General features: G+C 63.9%; 14 protein-coding genes and 1 tRNA gene. 2 read left to right on the top strand and 13 right to left on the bottom strand.

Annotation, left to right across the window (positions count from 1 at the left end):
* Window positions 1-5 precede the first annotated feature (5 nt).
* Window positions 6-578: an NnrU family protein gene (locus tag ACEWQ0_RS09910; RefSeq protein ID WP_476485256.1), complete on the bottom strand. Its 573-nt coding sequence runs from the start codon at window positions 576-578 to the stop codon at window positions 6-8.
* Between the two features lie 166 nt (window positions 579-744).
* Here ACEWQ0_RS09910 and ACEWQ0_RS09905 point away from each other — a divergent pair, with 166 nt between their 5' ends.
* A complete protein-coding gene (locus ACEWQ0_RS09905) occupies window positions 745-1,809 on the top strand; it encodes a porin (RefSeq protein ID WP_476485255.1) in 1,065 nt (354 codons plus the stop codon).
* Between the two features lie 11 nt (window positions 1,810-1,820).
* On the opposite strand, the gene ACEWQ0_RS09900 is transcribed toward ACEWQ0_RS09905, so the two are convergent.
* Genes ACEWQ0_RS09900 through ACEWQ0_RS09865 form a run of 8 tightly spaced genes read right to left on the bottom strand, consistent with a single transcriptional unit; the run spans window position 1,821 to window position 9,380 of the window.
* Window positions 1,821-3,203, bottom strand: a complete 1,383-nt coding sequence (locus tag ACEWQ0_RS09900) for a DUF58 domain-containing protein (RefSeq protein WP_476485254.1) — start codon at window positions 3,201-3,203, stop codon at window positions 1,821-1,823.
* Window positions 3,200-4,195: an AAA family ATPase gene (locus ACEWQ0_RS09895; RefSeq protein WP_476485253.1), complete on the bottom strand. Its 996-nt coding sequence runs from the start codon at window positions 4,193-4,195 to the stop codon at window positions 3,200-3,202. Before ACEWQ0_RS09895 ends, ACEWQ0_RS09900 begins: the two co-directional genes overlap by 4 nt.
* Before the next feature lie 28 nt (window positions 4,196-4,223).
* On the bottom strand, window positions 4,224-5,381 hold the full coding sequence (locus ACEWQ0_RS09890; protein WP_476485252.1) for a DUF4350 domain-containing protein: 1,158 nt from the start codon (window positions 5,379-5,381) through the stop codon (window positions 4,224-4,226).
* Window positions 5,378-6,178, bottom strand: a complete 801-nt coding sequence (locus ACEWQ0_RS09885; RefSeq protein WP_476485251.1) for a DUF4129 domain-containing protein — start codon at window positions 6,176-6,178, stop codon at window positions 5,378-5,380. The genes ACEWQ0_RS09890 and ACEWQ0_RS09885 overlap by 4 nt, the downstream gene beginning before the upstream one ends.
* The gene (locus ACEWQ0_RS09880) at window positions 6,175-6,930 is read right to left on the bottom strand and encodes a hypothetical protein (protein WP_476485250.1); all 756 of its coding nucleotides are present in this window, start codon (window positions 6,928-6,930) and stop codon (window positions 6,175-6,177) included. Before ACEWQ0_RS09880 ends, ACEWQ0_RS09885 begins: the two co-directional genes overlap by 4 nt.
* Window positions 6,920-7,891, bottom strand: coding sequence for a stage II sporulation protein M (locus ACEWQ0_RS09875; protein WP_476485249.1), 972 nt, complete (start codon window positions 7,889-7,891; stop codon window positions 6,920-6,922). Before ACEWQ0_RS09875 ends, ACEWQ0_RS09880 begins: the two co-directional genes overlap by 11 nt.
* Window positions 7,888-8,586, bottom strand: coding sequence for an RDD family protein (locus tag ACEWQ0_RS09870; protein ID WP_476485248.1), 699 nt, complete (start codon window positions 8,584-8,586; stop codon window positions 7,888-7,890). Before ACEWQ0_RS09870 ends, ACEWQ0_RS09875 begins: the two co-directional genes overlap by 4 nt.
* Window positions 8,587-8,597: 11 nt before the next feature.
* Window positions 8,598-9,380, bottom strand: coding sequence for a BPSS1780 family membrane protein (locus tag ACEWQ0_RS09865; RefSeq protein ID WP_476485247.1), 783 nt, complete (start codon window positions 9,378-9,380; stop codon window positions 8,598-8,600).
* A gap of 260 nt (window positions 9,381-9,640) precedes the next feature.
* Between ACEWQ0_RS09865 and ACEWQ0_RS09860 the strand changes: the two genes are divergently transcribed.
* Window positions 9,641-10,624, top strand: coding sequence for an LLM class flavin-dependent oxidoreductase (locus ACEWQ0_RS09860; RefSeq protein WP_476481930.1), 984 nt, complete (start codon window positions 9,641-9,643; stop codon window positions 10,622-10,624).
* Between the two features lie 7 nt (window positions 10,625-10,631).
* On the opposite strand, the gene tehB is transcribed toward ACEWQ0_RS09860, so the two are convergent.
* The 4 genes from tehB to ACEWQ0_RS09840 form a co-directional block, all read right to left on the bottom strand.
* Entirely contained in the window at window positions 10,632-11,228 is a 597-nt protein-coding gene (tehB, locus tag ACEWQ0_RS09855; RefSeq protein WP_476485246.1) for a tellurite resistance methyltransferase TehB, read from the bottom strand.
* A gap of 148 nt (window positions 11,229-11,376) precedes the next feature.
* Window positions 11,377-12,909 (bottom strand): phospholipase D-like domain-containing protein, encoded by a 1,533-nt coding sequence (locus ACEWQ0_RS09850; protein ID WP_476485245.1) that lies wholly within the window; start codon window positions 12,907-12,909, stop codon window positions 11,377-11,379.
* 48 nt (window positions 12,910-12,957) lie between these two features.
* Window positions 12,958-13,956 carry an NADP-dependent oxidoreductase gene (locus ACEWQ0_RS09845; RefSeq protein WP_476485244.1) on the bottom strand — a complete coding sequence of 333 codons (999 nt, stop codon included), beginning with the start codon at window positions 13,954-13,956 and terminating at the stop codon, window positions 12,958-12,960.
* A gap of 242 nt (window positions 13,957-14,198) precedes the next feature.
* Window positions 14,199-14,275 (bottom strand) — tRNA-Pro (locus ACEWQ0_RS09840).
* Window positions 14,276-14,474 lie beyond the last annotated feature (199 nt).

Raw genomic sequence — 14,474 nt, 5'->3', positions numbered from 1 at the left:
ACCGGTTAGCGGATGATGGCTACGCCAAACAGCAGCGGGTGCAGCCAGAAGACGAAGGCGATATAGATCGCCAGCCCGCCGATGATGGCGATTGCATCATTGGCGCGCGAGCGCGGCAGCTGCGGAATCGTGCGCGCCGGGCGACGCTTGAGCGAGATGCGATCGACCACAGCCCAGACCAGAAAACCGCCAAACAGCAGCACCGCGGCGAGCGTGCCGTTGACCAGAAGATGCGCCAGCGCCCAGGCCTTGACCGCCACCAGCATGGGGTGTTTCAGGGCCTGCTGGATGCGGCCGGGAAAGTAAGCGGCTACCAGCGCGGGAAAGGCAAACAGCATCAGCAGCATGGCGATATGGCGCATGAACGCCGGCGGATGCCACAGCCAGATCGGCTCCAGCCGCGCCTGCCCGTAGCCGATGACAATCAGCACCAGGCCGACGATGGAAATCAGCCCGTAGATGCCCTTGAACGGCAGCTCGCCCAGCTTCGCGACCATACCGTCGCGCCAGCGCCATGAAACGATGCTGATCGAATGAATGCCCAGAAACAGTACCAGACCGGCAATAAGCAAAGACATTGCACTTCTCCCTGTGTCGTATTACCCATTGTAAGGCTGCTGGCCCGTCCCGCCAGCCTTGTCCGGAATCGCCGCGAGAATTTGGTGCTAGACTTTTTGGCCGAGCGGTGCAGTCTCGTGCGGGCCTGGCATCAAGGAGATCAAACAGAGTCGAGGGCGCTCAATAATGAGACCGCTAGTAAAAGCAGGGCAGGGGCTGGCTCCGGTTGTGCTTGTTGTTTGGCTGGTCTCGCTTTCACTTGGGCTGCCGGGCAGCGTGTCTGCCGCTGAAGAAACAACTTATCTTCAGCTGCTGGCACGCGCGCAAGTCGAGCTTGTAAACGCTTCCGGGACCATTCCTGAAACGACAGGCGAGGATGGGCTTCACACCACCGATGCCTGGGGCGCTGGCCGGCCAGACAGCCACAACTGGAGCGGTCTGTTTATCGACGCCGGCCACAGGCTGGGTCCGGAGCTGAAGCTGATCGGCCGCTTTGCGTTCAACTTCAATATGGACGGCCTGCCCGATGGACGCGGCAAGTACCGCGACGCCTATGCCGGAGTGCAGGGCGGCTTTGGCACCGTGCGCTTGGGTCGGCTGGAAACGCCCTACAAGCTCGCCGGCCTTGGCTGGGACCCAATGAACGCCACGGCGCTGCAGGCGCGCCTCAACGCCGGCCGTTCCGGCGGCGCCCTGGGGCACGGCGGCTACCATAACGACAGCGTCGACTACAGCGCGTCGATCAAAAGCGTCCGCGTCCGGGCCTTCTATTCAAAAACAGACGGTGGACCCTCGGGCCCGGATCGCGGCTCGATGTATTCCGCCTCGCTGAGCGTGCCGCTGGGCAATACTGAACTTTCCCTGGCCCACCTTGATGCCGGTGATCGCGGCGCCGGCAGCCGCAGTGGAACCCAGCTCGGCCTCCGCCACCAGCAAGGCCCCTGGGAATTTGCAAGCCTGTATGAGTTTCGCGGCCGCGGGCTCGACCATGGCGATTATCTCTTTGTCAGCGGTGCCTATCAGGCTGATATTGGCAAGCTGTCGCTCGGCTATGGCCGCTTCATGGATGATCATGTTCGCGGTGATGATGGTCAATACCTGGCCGCAGGCCTCATGCGTCGCCTGTCGCCGTACGTTACCGGCCATGCCGGTGTTCGCTATACCGATCGTGATCGGGCAGGCACTGAAACGTTGTTTGATATCGGTTTTCGCTTCAGCTGGAAGCAGCGCTTCAGCCGGACAGCTTACTGATACGGGGCTGCTTAAAGCACGCCCTGGGACTTCAGGCGCTGGTACTCGCTGACCAGCGCTGCCGGCAGTTGGTCGGGCAGGACATCGAGGTGGATGATGCCGCGCTGGCGCAGGCGGGCGGTGGCGGCTTTGCGCTGCTCGCGGTAGAGCGAGCAGGCGGACTGGAGCAGCGCGCCGCTGAAATCAAGCTTGCCGGCTTTGGCGCTGCCGGGTATTGCTGCGCCGGTAATGCGTTCGCGCAGATCGGCAAGAATGACCAGGTGGCGCTGCCTGATCCGGCCTAGCGCGCGCAAAAGCTCGCTGTGGTCGCTGTCGCGCAGGTTGGTCAGCAAGATCACCAGCGATCGCCTTCTTTGTCTTTCCAGAAAGCGGCTTGCGGCGGCGGCAAAGTCCGGGTGCGTTGTGGTCGGCTGCAGGTCAAAGGTGCTCTCGAGCAGGGCCGCGTACTGACGCTGGCCTCGTGCGGGTGGCAGCACGCGCGCCCGGCCGCGGGCATCGCCTGCGGTCTGCACGCCCACTTCGTCCCCCTGTTTGAGCGCGACATGACCGAGCAGCAGCATGGCGTTGAGGCAGTGGTCGAAGTGACTGAGCTCGCCATCCAGGGCCTGCATGCGGTGGCCGGTATCGAGAACAAACATCAGCGACTGGTTGCGTTCGGCCTGATACTCGCGCGAGATCAGCTTGCGCGTTCTGGCAGTGGCCGACCAGTCGATCTGGCGCAGGCTGTCGCCTTCCCGGTACTCGCGTAGCTGCTCGAACTCGGAACCGCTGCCGCGCCGGCGGTCGAGATGAATGCCCATATCTTCCAGGCGCTGCTCGCCGGCCAGCAGCCCATATTGGCTGACCAGGTTGAAGTTGGGATAGACCCGGAACGGGGCTGGCGTATTCACGCTGACGCGCTGCCACCACAGCCCGGCCGGCGAGCCGCGGGCGATATGGCAGGCATTCAGGCTGAACTCGCCGCGCCGGGTCGCGGTGGCCCGCCAGCGAATTGTGGCGGTTCGGCCTGAAGCCAGGTCGATGCGCTGCGGAAGGTGTTCGGCCCGGCAGGATTCGGGAAAGAGGTCATGGACGAGCAGCGGCAGTGCGCGCCCGGCCTGGTGCGACACGCTGGTTTCGACCGTGACTGCGGCGTTGAGCGGCCAGGTGGCCGGCAGGCTGCGCTTGATTTTCAATTTCGGGCGCTCGCGCCAGACTCGCCACGCGTCGATCAGGGCCAGTGCGGTCAGTGCACCGCCCAGCGCCGGCCACAGCGGCCAGACCGGCGCCAGTGCGGGCACTAAATGAAGTGCCAGGCCGAGCAGCAGCCAGGTGGTCACCAGCTTCAGCAGGCGGCGCGTGGGCCGAAGCTTCGAGCCCGTCGGCTGGCGAGGCGCGCGGTCGAACGAACTCACTGGCGCGGCGCTTTCTGATCCTCGACCAGGCGCTCAAGAACCTGATCGGGCGTCTGGCCTTCCATCTGCAGCTCGGCCGAGAGCAGGATGCGGTGGCGCATCACCGGCGCGGCGAAGCGCTTGATGTCGTCGGGCACCACGAAATCGCGCCCCGCAATCACGGCCGCAGCCTGGCCGGCGCGCAGCAGGGCAATGCTGGCGCGCGGCCCGGCGCCGATGTAAATGCCCGGCCACTGGCGGCTGGCGCGCACGATGGCAACCGCATAGTCAGCCAGAGCCGTGTCGATGTGCACCCGGCGCGCGTGGGCGCGCAGCGCCAGGGCCGTGGCCGTGTCGAGCAGCGGTTCGAGGGTTTGCGCCAGGGTCACCAGATCATCGCGAATGCCGGCCACGTTCAGCGCCAGCTGGCGCTCGGATTCGGCATCGGGATAGTCGATCAGGATTTTCATCAAAAACCGATCAAGCTGCGCTTCGGGCAGCAGATAAGTGCCCTCGTGCTCGATCGGGTTCTGGGTTGCCAACACCATGAAGGGGTCATTGACCTTCAGCGCCTTGCCCTCGATGGTGACCTGGCGTTCCTGCATTACTTCCAGCAGGGCGGCCTGTGTCTTGGCCGGCGCGCGGTTGATTTCGTCGGCCAGCAGAATGTTGCAGAACACCGGGCCGCGGCGCAGCCGGAAACGCTCGCTTTTTAGATCGTAGATCGCATGCCCGGTGATGTCGGCGGGCATCAGATCGGGCGTGAACTGAATGCGCGAGAACTTGCCCGCGATGCAGGCGGCCAAGCTCTGGGCCAGAAGAGTCTTGCCCAGGCCCGGCACGCCTTCGATCAGCGCGTGGCCGCCGGCAATCAGGGCCGCGACAACCTGCTCGACCACCGCGCGTTGTCCGATGACAACCCGGTCGAGCGCCGTGATCAGTTCAGCGGCAAGTGCCGTTGCGCGCTCGTCATCCAGCGCTGGGGTTGTCGGATCGTTTCTGTCCTGGTTCATTGCAGTCTTCCCGTGATTTGTTGCGTTTTCAAAGGGTTTCCAGCACGTCGTTGTGCAGGCGCACGTAGCGAACAAGCTCGTCGGGCGTGCCAAGCTCGCGCGCGCTGATCAGCCAGGCGATGCTGGCCATTTCGTGCCGGGCGCAGCGAGCGGCCAGGCGTCGAGTTCGTTCGCTGGTATCAAGCTGATGCCAGTCGGGATAGCAGCGCAGGAGATGTGGCCGCCGTTCCTCGCGCATGGCCTCCACCAGCTGGCGCGCGCGGTTGTATCGCCAGTCGAAGCGCGCGATGGCCTTTAAGTGCGCGCGCATCTGCAGGGCTGCACGCCGGTCGCGACCGCGCACCGGGCCCAAACGAATCAGATGGCGCCAGACCCACAGCGCGAGCAGCCCCAGGGCGGCCAGCCACAGCATCGGCGCCTGGCGCCACAGCCAGGGCAGCAGCCCACTGCTTGCCGGACGGTGCTGCAGGTAAACCGGTCCCTGAGGCTGGCCGACCACGGCCTCGAGCAGCCGGACGTGGTCGGGATGGATCAGCATCCGGTTTTCGAGCCAGCCGATATCGGCCAGCACGGTCACGCGGCCTGCGCCGATTCGATACCCGGCCAGCGCGGGCTCGCCGCTGTCGCTGCGCCACAGTTCGGCAGGGCCGTCAGTCGCGTGCTTGTCGTCGCTGCGGTTGTCCAGGCTCAGAAATTCCGGCGCGAACAGCTCGAAGCTCTTTCCGTCGGGCGCGGTGACCTGAATCGAGCGTATTTCCGTGCGGTCGTCGCTCGGAATCTGGCACGACTCACAGCGGCTGATGCGGTACGGGTTAAGCCCTCGCTCGGCCTGGCGCTCGGAGACCGAGCGCACGGCACCGATGACCAGGTGGCCGCCCGATTCGACCCACTCGCGCAGCTCCTGGCGGTCGATCAGGCTGTGCGTTCCAAGCGCCTGGCGCGTGATCAGCACCGGTCGTTCGTCGGGGCGCCTGAGCATATCGGCCAGGGTATTGATATCGCGGGTTTCGAGACCCTGCTGCTGCAGCCACAGGCCGGCAATGTAGAACGGCCGGGTCAGCAGCTTCTCGCTGGCCGGTTCCCAGACCCACTGGCGCTCGCGCTCGCCGGTGAAATACCACAGCGATGCAGCGGCCACCACCACAATCAGGCTCACTATCACCAGCAGCCGTTCGCGCGAGCTCATGAGCGACTGCTCCTTTTGCCTACAGTAAACGGCACGCGATTGGCCGCAAACAGTGCGCGCCACTGATCCTGCAGTGTGTCGAAGTCGGCGTCGCCGGGCGGGCGCTGCGCCCAGGCGGCGCGCAGCCAGCAGGCGATCAGCCGACGCATGTGGGCGATGATCTCCGCGTCGGCCTGTGCTTTTGCAAGCCGCTGGAGTACTTCGCCTTCGGTGGCGCTCTGGCCAACGTGTTCGCCGTGCGGCAGGCGCTCGAGCGCGCCGCGATAGAGCAGGCTCAGGGCCAGGCGTTTGTCGCCGCGGCGCCAGGCCTCGCGCGCTGCGGCGGGAATGTCGTCGGGCAGCGGGGCCTCCAGCGCTTCGGCCAGAAAGCGGGGCTGCGGTGGTTCTTTGGCTGCATCGGCTGGCGCGCGCTGGAAGGCCGGCAGCTTGCGCAGGCGCAGAATCAGCCACAGGCCGAGCGCCCCCAGGCCGAGAATGACCAGCCATTTGACCACCAGCGCCAGGCCGCCAAAATCCGGCAGGCTGCCCGGCTCCCAGTCGAAGTCGAAATCGAAGCGGCTGGTTCGCACCTGCTTTTCCTGGCAGTAAGCCAGGTCCGGGCGCGCGTGGAGCTCGCCCAGTTGTCGTTCGAGCGCGTCGTCGGATTCACGCAGCTGACCGATATGCGCCTGCCAGCGTTCACACTCATGCGGGCTAACGGGGTGCGCCGGTTCGTCTCCGCCCGTCGTGTCGGCGCTGCCCGATGCCGCAATCGGCAGCGAGAGTGCCATCAGCAGGGCTGCAAGGCGGATGCTCATGCCGCCTGCTCTCCGGCGTGGCGCATGGCCAGGCGGCGCAGGGTGAACTCCAGATCCCAGCATTCCAGCCGACAGCGCTGGTTGAGATACAGGCCGAAACCAGCGCCGAGGTAAAAAGATTCGACCAGAATGATGGTGGTGGCGTAAAGTCCGGCCAGCCAGACCCACATCGAGGTGGGCAGCTGCAAGCTTGCATTGGCCGGGTTGTAGGCAATATTGTTGAAGATGGCATCGGGCAGCAGCCAGGAAACCAGCGACAGCAGACTCACCAGGACGCAGATTTCGAAGAGCTGCGCCATGAGCGTCAGCCCGGCAGCAGCCCCGAAGCTGCCGCGACCGAGCGCGCGCGTGCGCTGGCGGCGGGCTGTGCCTGTCAGGCCTTCGAGCTGGCTGACGGGCAGCACCATCGGGCGGGCCGGATGCCAGCTCAGCCGGATCAGCAGCATCAGCGTCTTTGCCCCGGATGCAAGCCCGTGGCGCGCGGCCGCGCGGATGCCAAGCGGCTGCCGGCCAAGCTCGGCGGCCAGCAGGGCCAGAACCGTGCGGTCGATCAGCGGCTTGCTCCACCACAGCACCAGCAGCGTCAGGAGCGGAGACCAGAACCAGGCGAGTGCAGCCACCAGGGCCGGTGGCAGCATGGTCAGGCAGCTTGCTGCCAGTATGGCAGGCCAGCGGGCCTGAACCAGGCGCAGGCCCAGGTCCATGGCCTCGTTTGCTGGCCGGGGGCGCAGGGCAATGCGGTCAATCAGCATCGACTGCTCCGGAGCGGCGGCGGCCGGACAGCGTCAGCCAGGCGCCGACGGCCAGCCATAAGGCAGTACCGACGATGTACTTGGTGGTGACGGCTGCCGTACTGGCCGACCAGAAGGCTTCGAGGGCGGCGGCCAGAAACAGCATGGCCATGACGCCGTAGAGCAGCAGCACGGCGGTTCTGGCGCTGCGTCGCAGGGCCTCGATCCGGGTCAGCGATCCCGGCGCGATCAGGCTCAGGCCCAGGCGCAGCCCGGCCGCACCAGCCAGCGCGATGGCCGGCAGTTCGAACGGGCCGTGGCCGATCACGAAGGTCCAGAAATTCTCGTGATAGCCCTCGAAGGTCAGATGCGCCGCAACGGCGCCGATCTGGGTGCCGTTGAACAGCAGAATCAGCGCGCTGCCGACGCCGAAGACCAGGCCGCCGGCAAAGGTTCGCAGCGCCACGCCGATGTTGTTCATGATGTAGAAGCCGAACATGAACAGGTCCTGATCGGCGCTGCGATGAATCGAATCACTCTGGCTGTACATGAACTCGATGCGCTCGATGGCCTCGGGATCGAGTACCCGATAGACGAACTCGGGCGTCGAGCCGATCATCAGGAACAGCCACAGCATGGGGCCGAACAGCAGCAACAGGCTGATGACGCTCAGGCGCCACTCCGAGCGCACGAGCGCGGGAAAGCCGAAGGCCAGAAAGCGGATGATTTGCGAGGCCAGCGGCGCGCGTGAACGATACAGCACGGCATGGCCGCGGCTGACCAGATCTTCCAGACGATGAATCAGGTTCAGGCTGTAACCGCGCGAGCGGGCCAGCGCCAGGTCACCGCAAAGCTGGCGATAGCGCTCGGGCAGGCGGGCCACGTCGTCCGGGGTGCGCTTGCGGCGGCGCATCGCTTTCAGACCCTCGGCAAATGCCTGCCACTGATCCTCACGCGCGGCAATGAAAGCGGCCTGCCTCACGCGCTTGGCCCCCGGACCCAGCGCGCCCAGGCTTCGAGCGTTTCCAGCGACTGTTCGGGCGGCTGGCCGGTGACCGGCTGCATCAGCGCGGCCAGCTCGCGCGCCCGCTCCGGGTTGAGCCGGGGCAGGCGCTCGGCCAGCGAAAGCAGCACCTGTTGTTCCTCTGGCCCGAGGATCAAAGCGGGTGCGCGGGCCGGTCCCGGGCTGATCTCGTTTGCAGCCGCTCCGGGCCGGGTGGCGTGAACCACCAGACTGCCGGCGGCCAGATCACCCAGGCGCTGGAAGCGTCGGTTGCACATCATGGCGGTCAGGCCGGCGCCGTAGGCAAGCGGCAGAAAGTCGATCTGACGCAGCAGGTTGCGCACGATCGACGCACCCCAGCCGATGGGCGTGCCGTCGTCGTGCAGCACGCGCAGGCCGAGCACGCGTTTGCCTGGCGTGGCGCCGTCGGCCAGAACCTCGAACAGCACCGGGTACCACCAGGTAACGAGAAACCAGAGCAGCAAGAGGAGCGCCATGCCCAGCATCTGCAGCCAGCCCAGAGCGAACACCAGGACGAAGATGATGGTCCAGCGAATCAGGGTGTCGAGCAGCCAGGCGGCAGCGCGCGCTACTGGCCCGGCCGGGCGCAGATTCAGGCTGACGCCCTCGGGCGTGCCCACCGGCACGATGGTGTCAACGGTGCGATCCGACATGAGCACGGATGCTATTCGTCGAGGTAAATGTCGCGATAGGCGGTGTAGATGGAGCAGATGAAAATCGGGTAGACAACCAGCCAGCCCAGAAACAGCGGCAGCGCGCCCGCGATCAGCAGTATGGTGCAGATCAGGCCGTAGATGAGCATCGGCAGAATATTGCGCAGGCAGCCGACAAAGCTCATCTTCAGCGCCTCGGTGGGGGCCACGCCGTTGAGCATGATCAGTGCCGGAGCAAACCAGATCATCATCAGCAGCGGCAGCATCAGGGCCATCATGACCAGAAAGAACAGCGCCATGCCGAGCAACATGGCTTGCACGTTGGGCTCGGCGCCGGACATGAATGAACCCCCGATCAGCGCGAAGCCGACGATTCCGCTCACTACCATGATCGCCAGACTGGCGGCCAGATAAATGGCACCGGCAATGGCCATGGGCTTGATGTGGTCGCCGGTAAAGCCGGCAAACAGATCTTCCAGACGCGCCGATTCGCCCCGGTGAACGCGGTCGGCAGCCAGCATCCAGCCGCCGAGGAAGATCGGAAACACGAAGCCGCCAAGAATGCTGATGACCGGAAGCATGCTGATCACCAGAAACAGGCCGCCAAATACCAAAAGCATGAGAATCCAGGTGCCCCAGTCTTGCGCGAACAGTCGAGCGGCATCGCCGATCCACGAGACACCATTGCCCACTGGCGTGCGGCGCGGCTCGCTTCGAAGCGCGTCCGGGCCGTCATTCTCCTCGACTGGATCGATCGCCGCCGACGGCGGCTCGAAAGGATTGGATTGCGTCATCTGGCGTCTCCCTGCTCTGCGTTGCCCACCGCAATTGTAGCCGGTCTTGACCGGCGCTCCGCTGGTAGCCTATCCGAATCGGCCGACCGGTACAAAACCGGAATGAGCTGTTTTCGCTACTTCATTCGATGCGATGGGAACGAAAGACCAGGTGTGCAGCCGCAGCAAGAATCAGAAACTTTGGACGACCCACCACCAGGGGAGTGAAAGCATCGGGTCACGGCCCCATGTAGAGAGAAGAGTCTTGTGTGGAGGATGCAATGATCCCTTTTTCCATTCTTGATCTGGCGCCCATCAACGAGGGCGGTTCGGCGGCGGAATCGTTCGCCAACACGGTGGATCTGGCCCGCCTTGCCGACACCCTCGGTTTCAGGCGCTACTGGATGGCCGAGCATCATGGCATGGCGGGCATTGCCAGCGCAGCCACGGCGGTGCTCATCGGTCATGTTGCCGGAGCCACGCAGCATATTCGCGTGGGCGCTGGCGGCATCATGCTGCCCAACCACTCGCCGTTGATGGTGGCCGAGCAGTTCGGCACCCTCGATACGCTTTATCCAGACCGCATCGATCTGGGCCTGGGGCGGGCCCCAGGCACTGATCCGGCCACTTCGCGGGCGCTGCGGCGCGATCTGCAGACTGATCCTCACGCCTTTCCCCAGGACGTGGCCGAGCTGGTGAGCTATTTCGAAGGTACGGCCGCGATTACCGCCGTGCCCGGACAAGGATGCGACCGAATCGAGATCTGGATTCTGGGCTCGAGCCTGTTCGGCGCCCAGCTGGCCGCGCAGATGGGCCGTCCGTATTCATTCGCCTCGCACTTTGCGCCTGCCCAGCTGCACGATGCGCTGGCGGTCTATCGCTCTCAGTTCCGGCCCTCGCGCTACCTCGATAAACCGCATGTCATGCTTGGCTACAACGTGTTTGCCGCCGACACCGACGAAGAAGCGCGGTATCTGGCTTCATCATGGCAGCAGTCTTTCGTTCGGCTGCGCTCGGGTAACCCGGGGCAGCTGCCGCCGCCTCAGGAGGGCTATCATGAATCGCTGCCCGAGTCGGCGCGAGCCCTCCTCGATCACGTTCTCGGCTGCACGGCGGTGGGCTCTCCGCAAACCGTTGCCCGGCAGATGAAGAAGTTCATCGAAGAGACTGAAGCCGACGAGCTGATCATCAACAGCAGCATGTTCGATCACACGGCCCGCCGACGCAGCGTGGAAATTGCTGCCCAGGTCATGCAGGGCGAATAAGGCGGGCTCAGGGTTTTCTTGCCAGCATGGTGGCAAATTGAAACTGCAGCGGGTTGCCGTCGGCGTCGGTGCGATGCAGCGCGCCGACATTCTCGTTGTACTTGAGAAAATCCCAATCCCGGTAATAGTCCTTCAGCTCTCCTTCAGCAAATCTGAACGAAAAGCGATCGCAGGGATAGGCCTTGGTGTCCATGGCGCACACAATCAGGTTGTAGCCGCCTGAATGAGTCGATGCCTGTATGTCGGCAATCACGTCGGGAACGCGATCGGCTTGCAGAAACATGAGTACGACGGTTGAAACGATGAAATCGTAGGAACCCTTGATGGACGCTTCGTTGATATCGTAAAAAGACGTTTGTACATTGTCGATGCCTTCGGTGGCGACAATCTGTTCCAGGGTGCGAATGGCCTCGAGGTTGGCATCCACCGCCGTCACGTCAAAGCCCAGACTGCTCAAATACAGCGTATTGCGCCCGCGTCCGCAGCCCAGATCCAGCGTTTTGCACGGGGGGATCCGCTTGCTGGCTGCCAGTACCTCGCTGTGGGTAGTGGTCAGGCCGTAACGCTCCGAGAAGTAGTTGCCGTCATGTGTCGTTTCCATCATCTCCGTGTTGCATCCTTCCAGTATGAAAGTGGCAAGTTTGATTGTCGCTTGAAAGCAAGCTTGATAGCAGGAGTGCCGGGGCGGCGTTCAGCGTGGTCGCAGTGGCTCGAATTGAATCAGCGGCTCCCGGCCGCCAAACGCCGTCTTGCTACAGCAGCCACTCAATCGGCAGCCAGGAAAGCAGGCGTGAGCTGGTGCGTCGCATCCAGCCGGCATCGGGTTCGGTGTTGTAGCGGCGCAGCTCGTCACCCTGCGGGCGGACCCAGCGAATATTGTCATTGCCGTCAAGATAGGCCCGGTAGGCGTGACGGGGTATCTCGCGGTCGAAGGCCCGGTGCATTGCTTGAGCGAGCGCCGGGCTGTCGATCAGAAAACCCATTTCCGTGTTCAGATTCGCCGAGCGTGGGTCGAGATTGAACGAGCCGATGAACAACGTCTCGCCGTCGATGGCAAATGTCTTGGCATGCAGGCTGGCGCTCGAGCTGCCGAACAGCCCGGTGAGCTCGCGGTCGGGGGGCTGCTCCGCTCCGCGTGGCAGCTCATAGAGCACGACCCCTGCTTCGAGCAGTGGCCGGCGTCGCCTGGCGTAACCGGCATGCACGGGCAGCGTATCGGCGGCAACGAGTGAGTTTGTCAGGATGCGCACGGGCACGCCGCGGCGCGCCAGCTCGATCAGGCGTTTACTGCCCTGCACCCCGGGCACGAAATAGGGCGAGACCAGATCCACGGAGCGAGCGCTGCTGATAATACGGTCGGACACGAAGTCGACCATGCCGACACCATAAGCCTGGCCGAGGGCTTTGGCCGGTGGGTCGCTGATCAGCTCCGTGGGCGCCCAGGTCAATGGCGCCTTTTCATCGGACAAGCGCCAGGTTGTGCGATCGTTCTCCAGGGCCTTGCGGTAGCTCATGGCCGCCGGGTCCTGTTCCAGTGCATCGTGGCGGGCATGAAAGCGATCCAGGGCGCCTGTCGTTGATGCGCCCACGATCCGGTCAATCGGGTAGGCCAGCTGGCTGGCCCAGTAGCGGTCGAACTGGTCGGAGACTTCCGGCACCACCGGCCCGATTGCCATCACGTCGAGATCGGAGAATACGACGCCATTGGTTGCCCCGAAGTAGATGTCACCTATGTTGCGTCCACCAATAATCGTTGCCTGGTTGTCCACCGTGAAAGACTTGTTGTGCATGCGATGGTTGAGGCGCGAAAAATCAGTGGCCCAATTGGCCCAATTGGCCCATTTGAAGCGGCGATAGGCAAACGGATTGAACAGGCGCACCTGGAAATTGGGCTGCTCGGAAAGTGCCTTGAGCGTCTGGTCAAGCCCATGAATACCATTGTCGTCAACCAGAAGCCGCACGCGTACGCCGCGCCGAGCTGCGCGCTCGAGCTCGGCCAGGAGCATGGTGCCGGTGATGTCGTTCTGCCAGATGTAGTACTGCGCGTCGATGCTGCGCTCGGCCTTGCCTGCCAGCACCATTCGTGCTGTAAACGCCTCGCGCGGATCCGATAAGGGCCGCAGGCCGCTGACGCCCGGGTTTTGCGCCAGCTGTGGCTCGATTGCCCGGCCCAGAGAAGTGCTTCGGGCTTGCTCAGCACTCAAGGCCTCGGACGACGGGCGCCCGTCGATCGACGGCAGGGTCGTGCAGCCGCCCAGCGCCAGCGCGCTGAGCAGGAGCAGCATCAAAGTCGCGTTTCGTATGCAGCTCAAGCGCATCTCGGGCGGGGTCCGCTACAGCTTGACCAGCATCTTGCCGTGGTTGCCGCCGGTGAAGAGCTTCAGGAAAGCGTCCGGTGTCTGTTCCAGGCCCTGTGCCACGGTTTCCTGATAGTCGATCTCGCCCGCAGCCACCCTGGGGCCGAACTCCTTCACGAAGTCGTGGTGATGCTGCCAGTGGTCGAAAACGATAAAGCCCTCCATGCGCGCGCGCCGGATCAGCAGCATGGCCAGGTTGCCGGGGCCGGCGCTGGGGCCCTCATCGTTGTAGCGTGAAATCAGGCCGCACACCGCAATCCGGGCGCCTACGCGCAGGTTATTGAGCGCGGCTTCAAGGCAGTCACCGCCAACGTTTTCATAGTAGACATCAAAGCCGTCCGGGCAGGCCTGCTTGAGCGCTTCAGTGAGCTGCCGGGCGTCCTTGCCCTTGTAGCTGACCGCCTTGACGCCGATCGATTCAAGCCAGTCGAGCTTTTTCTGATCGCCGGCAATGCCCACGACGGTGCCGCCTCTGGCCTTGGCCAGCTGCACCGCCAGGGAGCCGACGGCACCGCTGGCTGCGCTGACCAGCACATTATCGCCTTCCTGCATTTCGGCAATGATGTTGAGCCCGACCCAGGCGGTGGTGCCGGGCATGCCCAGCACGCCCAGATGGGCCTGCTCCGGCACATCGATATCGGGCAGTGCTTCAACCTGGTCTTCGGGGAGCTGGGCAATATCGCGCCAGCCGGCCATGTGGCGAACCCGGTCGCCAACGGCAAAGGCGGTGCTGCGCGACTCGATGACCTCGCCCACGGCGGCCCCTTCCAGCGGCTTGCCGAGCACGAACGGCTCGATATAGGTCGTCACGCCGTCCATGCGGCCACGCATGTACGGGTCGACCGACAACCAGCGGTTGCGGATGCGCACCTCTCCTTCCTGCAGATCGGGCAGCTCGGAGTGCTCCAGGGTGAACAGCTCGGTTGTCGGCATGCCCTGGGGATGATTGTTCAGCGTGAAGTAGCGGCTTTGCATGGTTTTCTCCGGTGCTTGGTTACTGCCCATGTTCTCAAATCGAGGAGTCTCCGGGGCAGTCGGGCGACTGATGCCGTCATGACTCGGGCATGATCAGGACGCCAGCTCGATGCGACGCTCACAGGGAGAGGGCTCCGGGTCGGCCAGCGAGGTCGCCAGAAGTTCAGGGGCTTGGTCTGTATCTTTTTGATCCAGAACGAAAAAAGCCGGCGCAAGGGCCGGCTTTTCGCGGGAAATTCATTTGGTCGGGGTGAGAGGATTTGAACCTCCGACCCCTGCCTCCCGAAGACAGTGCTCTACCAGGCTGAGCTACACCCCGACGAAGCCGGCTATTCTAGGATAATTTACCCCTGCTGACAAGCGCGTGTCCTGGTTTGTGTTAGCCCAAAGCACTAATGTCCCCTTTCCACAAAGTTAAAGTGTCCCCTTTTTGTTCTGACAAGGAGCGGGGCCATGGATCGGGAGACGATTGCCATGAGTCACAGGGAGTTGGATCGGGTGGGTGTCATCCGGAAGGT

Source organism: Wenzhouxiangella sp. YN9, from assembly GCF_056324165.1.
Note: the sequence above shows the minus strand (reverse complement) of the source record. Positions and strands in the feature narration are given on the sequence as shown.

Bases quoted from the DNA above. Each gene is read 5' to 3' on its own strand.
- ACEWQ0_RS09910 (WP_476485256.1), bottom strand. From the start codon at position 578: ATGTCTTTGCTTATTGCCGGTCTGGTACTGTTTCTGGGCATTCATTCG.
- ACEWQ0_RS09905 (WP_476485255.1), top strand. From the start codon at position 745: ATGAGACCGCTAGTAAAAGCAGGGCAGGGGCTGGCTCCGGTTGTGCTT.
- ACEWQ0_RS09895 (WP_476485253.1), bottom strand. From the start codon at position 4,195: ATGAACCAGGACAGAAACGATCCGACAACCCCAGCGCTGGATGACGAG.
- ACEWQ0_RS09890 (WP_476485252.1), bottom strand. From the start codon at position 5,381: ATGAGCTCGCGCGAACGGCTGCTGGTGATAGTGAGCCTGATTGTGGTG.
- ACEWQ0_RS09885 (WP_476485251.1), bottom strand. From the start codon at position 6,178: ATGAGCATCCGCCTTGCAGCCCTGCTGATGGCACTCTCGCTGCCGATT.
- ACEWQ0_RS09880 (WP_476485250.1), bottom strand. From the start codon at position 6,930: ATGCTGATTGACCGCATTGCCCTGCGCCCCCGGCCAGCAAACGAGGCC.
- ACEWQ0_RS09870 (WP_476485248.1), bottom strand. From the start codon at position 8,586: ATGTCGGATCGCACCGTTGACACCATCGTGCCGGTGGGCACGCCCGAG.
- ACEWQ0_RS09865 (WP_476485247.1), bottom strand. From the start codon at position 9,380: ATGACGCAATCCAATCCTTTCGAGCCGCCGTCGGCGGCGATCGATCCA.
- ACEWQ0_RS09860 (WP_476481930.1), top strand. From the start codon at position 9,641: ATGATCCCTTTTTCCATTCTTGATCTGGCGCCCATCAACGAGGGCGGT.
- tehB (WP_476485246.1), bottom strand. From the start codon at position 11,228: ATGATGGAAACGACACATGACGGCAACTACTTCTCGGAGCGTTACGGC.
- ACEWQ0_RS09850 (WP_476485245.1), bottom strand. From the start codon at position 12,909: ATGCTGCTCCTGCTCAGCGCGCTGGCGCTGGGCGGCTGCACGACCCTG.
- ACEWQ0_RS09845 (WP_476485244.1), bottom strand. From the start codon at position 13,956: ATGCAAAGCCGCTACTTCACGCTGAACAATCATCCCCAGGGCATGCCG.